Consider the following 314-nt stretch of genomic DNA (forward strand, 5'->3'; position numbering starts at 1 on the left):
GTCGCACTGGTGCGCGATCTGGTTGTGCCTGCAGCCGTTGGGTGGGGTGTAGCGCGCTGTCGATGTCGTCGACCGGTCGCGCCTCCCCGCGCGGTAGCATCGACACGTCATGGAGCTGTAGATCGCTTTACTACGTCGGCTTCCAATCGGAGCGCGCAGGGACGAGTGCAAGGATCAGCACATCGTCGCCGTCGCGTGTGTAGATCAACAGATACTTGCCGTCCTGGCACGTGTATAACCGCGTTCCCGGCGTGGGCCCGGGGAGATAGATGGCGGCACCATCCAGCGCGTCGCCTTCGGCTTCGATCCGGTCG

At 64.0% G+C, this 314-nt stretch carries 1 pseudogene; it reads right to left on the reverse strand.

Going from position 1 to position 314, the window contains the following annotated elements:
• Window positions 1-130 precede the first annotated feature (130 nt).
• A pseudogene (locus AC1KVG_RS21800) lies at window positions 131-314 on the reverse strand (plasmid stabilization protein); the annotation flags it as partial.

Source organism: Xanthomonas sp. NCPPB 3959 (genome assembly GCF_056675575.1).